Below are 3,860 nucleotides of genomic sequence, written 5' to 3'. Positions count from 1 at the left end.
GTTCAGGGCCACCGCCGTGATCGAGGCCAGGAGGATACCGGATTCGATCAGGGGGTGGATGGCATGCGGCATCCACTGGCGGAAGTTGGGCGCGATCAGCGGCACCATGCCCACGCCGATGGAGACGGCCACGATCATGGCGTTGAAGCGATTGGTCTTGAAGTCCACCCCGCCCAGGATGCGGATGCCCGTGGCCGCCACCATGCCGAACATCACCAGCCCCGCGCCGCCCAGCACCATGGTGGGCAGCGACTCGACCAGCGCGGCCATCTTGGGCAGCACACCCAGCACGACCAGGATCACACCGCCGGCCACACACACAAAGCGGCTCTTGACACCGGTAACGGCCACCAGGCCCACGTTCTGCGAGAAGCTGGTGTACGGAAAGGTGTTGAAGATGCCGCCCAGCAGCGTGCCCAGGCCGTCGGTGCGCAGGCCGCGCGTGAGGGCTGCCTGGTCCACCTTGCGGTCGGTCATCTCGCCCAGGGCGAGGAACATGCCGGTGGATTCGATCATGACCACGATCATCACCAGGGTCATGGTCAGGATCAGGATGGGGTCGAACACGGGGCCGGCAATCTCGAACGGCAGCACCAGGTCAAACCACTGCGCCTTGGCCACCTTGTCAAAGTTCATCAGCCCCATGCCCACGGCCACCACCGCGCCGATCACGATGCCCAGCAGCACCGAGATGTTGGCAATGAAGCCCTTGGCAAACTTGGCAATCAGCAGGATGGACAGAAGTACCAAGCCCGAGATACCCACACCGGTCAGGTCTGCGTACTTGGGGTTGGGCACCGTGGGCACCACGGCAAAGCCCTTGGGGACCGGCGGCAGCGATGAGCCGGGGGCACCCGCCGCTGCCTGCGCCTCTGCCAGCCATTTGAGGTGCTCGGGGTTGGGCACGCTGGGCGCTGTGGGGCCCACGGGGTTGCCAAAGATCCAGTTGATGCCCACGCGCATCAGGCTGATGCCGATGACTGCGATGATGGTGCCGGTGACCACGGGCGGGAAGAAGCGGAGCATGCGGCTGACCAGCGGTGCGATCAGGATGGAGATCACACCCGCGCCGATCACCGAGCCAAAGATCAGCCCGGCCCCGGCCGTGCCACCCGTGCTCTGCGCCATCGAAATCATGGGCGCCACCGAGGCAAAGGTCACCCCCATCATCACCGGCAGCTGAATGCCAAACCAGCGCGAGGCGCCCAGCGCCTGGATCAGCGTGACCAGCCCGCACACAAACAGGTCGGCCGAGATCAGTTTGGCCACTTGGTCGGGCGTGAGGTTGAGCGCGCGGCCCACGATGAGCGGCACCGCCACGGCGCCCGCATACATTACCAGCACATGCTGCAGGCCCAGCGCCGTCAGTCGCCCCACGGGCAGGTGTTCGTCCACGGGGTGTACGGGCGGATTCATGGGGGTCCTTCGGCGGGTTGGGGATGTGAATACGAAAAGAACACGGGCACCGGACGGTGCACAAGTGTCCATACAAAAATCGTATACAAAATGACCGGACGCGCTTATCCCGGTTAACCCTTAGGGGCGCAGCAATTTCTCGCCTGCCGTGGTGGAGGCGGTTGGACGGTGGGTGGCCTGGGTGCCTTCGGTGTGGCTAGCCCGGGTCCGTAGCTGCCGCCTTGGTGCGTGGGCTGGTCAGCGGTGCCAGGGATTCCCGCAGCCTGTCGCGCACCAGGGGCTGGCCGGGGTTGAGAGCGCCTTCCACATGGCCGATGTGGGCCAGCATGCGCTCGCGGGCCAGGGTGATGTTGCCGGCCTCCAGTGCCTCGACGATGGCGGCGTGCTCTGCGCAGGACTGGCTGGCTGCGTGCTGTGATTGGTAGAGCGATGCAGCCAGGGTGGTGCGCGCCGTGAGGTCACGCAGGATGTCGCTCAGGCTGCGGTGGCCCATGGCCTCGGCTAGGCAGACGTGGAAGTCTGCGAGCAGAAAGGCGCGCGTGGCAGCATCCGCCCCTTCGATGGCCTGCTGTTCGTCGGCGATGTGCGCACGCAGGCGGCGGGTCACGCTCTGCAGAGGGCGGCCCGCATCGGCCAGGATGCCTGATTCGATGATGCGCCGGGCGGAGAACGCGTCGCGGGCATCCTCCACCGAGGGCTCCACCACGTACCAGCCCCGGCGCGAGCGCACTTCCACAAAGCCCCGTGCTTGCAGCTGCATCAGGGCCTCGCGCACCAGCGTGCGGCTTACGCCGAACAGATCGGCCAGCTCCTGCTCGCCCAGGCGCTCGCCGGGCGAGAGTTTTTGCGCGAGGATGGATTCCACCACCTGCTGGGCGATCTGGGTCTGGTTGATGCTCATGGCCGGATTGTCGCGTGCTGCAAAAGTGCTGTGCCCGATCAGGCGCGTGGCATGGGCGGTTCGCGCCCGTCGAGCACGGCATGGGCGCGTTCGCGGTCGATGTCGCCCTCCCACGCCGCCACGGCCACGGTGGCGACGCAGTTGCCAATGAGGTTGCCCAGCGCGCGGGCGATGCCCATGAACCAGTCTACCGACAGCACCAGCACCAGGCCAATCGCCGGGATGGCAGGGATGGCCTGCAAGGTGGCGGCCAGCACGACGATGGCCGAGCCGGGCACGCCGTGTGCGCCCTTGGAGGTGACCAGCGAGATCGCCAGGATGGTCAGCAGGTCGGCCATGGAAATCGGCGTGTTGGTGGCCTGGGCGATGAACACAGCCGCCAGCGTGATGTAGATCGAGAACGCGTCGAGGTTGAACGAGTAGCCCGTGGGGATCACCAGGCCCACGGTCGAATCCCGGATGCCCATGTGCTTGAGCTTGGCCATGATTTGCGGCAGCACGCTGTCAGACGACGTGGTGGCAAACACCACGGCCAGCTCCTCGCGCAAATAGCGCAGCAGCTTGAACAGGCTGAAGCCCGACACCCGCATGATGAGGCCCAGCACCACCACGACGAAGATGACCACCGCGGCGTAGAACAGCGCCACCAGCATGCCCAGCTGCTTGAGGGAACCCAGGCCGTATTTGCCCACGGTGAACGCGATGGCGCCCAGCACACCCAACGGTGCGAGCTTGATGATCAGGCCCATGGTCTTGAACAGTACATGCGACAGGTCATCGATCAGGCCGGTGACTCGCGCCCCGCGCTCACCGATCAATGCCAGGGCGCAGCCAAAAACGATGGAAAACAGCAGGACCTGCAGCACATCGCCGTTGGCAAACGCGCTCACGGCGGTGGTGGGAATGAGCTTGAGCAAGAAGTCGGTGAAACCGCCGCCGGTGAGCTTGCTGGCGTTTTCGGCGTAGGCGCCCATGGCTTTGGGGTCCAGCGCCTTAGGGTCCACGTTCATGCCCACGCCCGGCTCGAACCAGAACGCCAGCGCCAGGCCCAGCACCAGGGCGATGGAGGTGACCACCTCGAAGTAGATCAGCGATTTGACGCCCACCCGGCCTACCCGCTGCAGTTCGCCAGTGCCTGCAATGCCATGCACCACCACGCAGAAGACGATGAGCGGGATGAGCATCTTGATGAGCTTGATGAAGCCGTCTCCCAGGGGCTTGAGCGCAATGGCGGTGTCGGGCCACACAAGGCCCACCACCACACCGGCTATCAAGGCCAGCACCACTTGACCAAAAAGGGATTTGAAAAACCGGGGCATGCCAACTCCTTCAGTAGCTTTTTGAACGCAAATCTTGCATACAAGAACTGTAGGCAAGTCTGAAGAGTGGCGGTATGAGGGTATGCCCGCATGGGGTTGCCAGAGGCGGCAATAAAAAGGCCACGCCTTTGTGGGGCGTGGCCTCGCAAATGTTGACAAGCACAGACCGCCCGCATGAAGCGGGCGCTGGCAATCAGTAGCCGAGGGTCTTGCCGTCGGGGTTG

General features: G+C 64.8%; 3 protein-coding genes. All 3 read right to left on the bottom strand.

Annotated features, from left to right (window positions below; translation table 11 throughout):
* Positions 1–1,416, bottom strand: a 1,416-nt coding sequence (locus tag DBR23_RS29610; protein ID WP_158276443.1) for a nucleobase:cation symporter-2 family protein, incomplete at its 3' end; no start/stop codon positions are given.
* A 196-nt stretch (positions 1,417–1,612) separates the two neighbouring features.
* On the bottom strand, positions 1,613–2,317 hold the full coding sequence (locus DBR23_RS09560; RefSeq protein ID WP_108498089.1) for a GntR family transcriptional regulator: 705 nt from the start codon (positions 2,315–2,317) through the stop codon (positions 1,613–1,615).
* A 38-nt stretch (positions 2,318–2,355) separates the two neighbouring features.
* Entirely contained in the window at positions 2,356–3,636 is a 1,281-nt protein-coding gene (locus tag DBR23_RS09555) for a C4-dicarboxylate transporter DctA (RefSeq protein ID WP_108498088.1), read from the bottom strand.
* Between the last annotated feature and the right edge of the window lie 224 nt (positions 3,637–3,860).

The organism is Acidovorax sp. HMWF018 (assembly GCF_003061035.1).
GTDB lineage: Bacteria > Pseudomonadota > Gammaproteobacteria > Burkholderiales > Burkholderiaceae_C > Acidovorax > Acidovorax delafieldii.
Note: the sequence above shows the minus strand (reverse complement) of the source record. Positions and strands in the feature narration are given on the sequence as shown.

Coding starts and splice junctions, on each gene's coding strand:
- DBR23_RS09555 (WP_108498088.1), bottom strand. CDS start 3,636: ATGCCCCGGTTTTTCAAATCCCTTTTTGGTCAAGTGGTGCTGGCCTTG.
- DBR23_RS09560 (WP_108498089.1), bottom strand. CDS start 2,317: ATGAGCATCAACCAGACCCAGATCGCCCAGCAGGTGGTGGAATCCATC.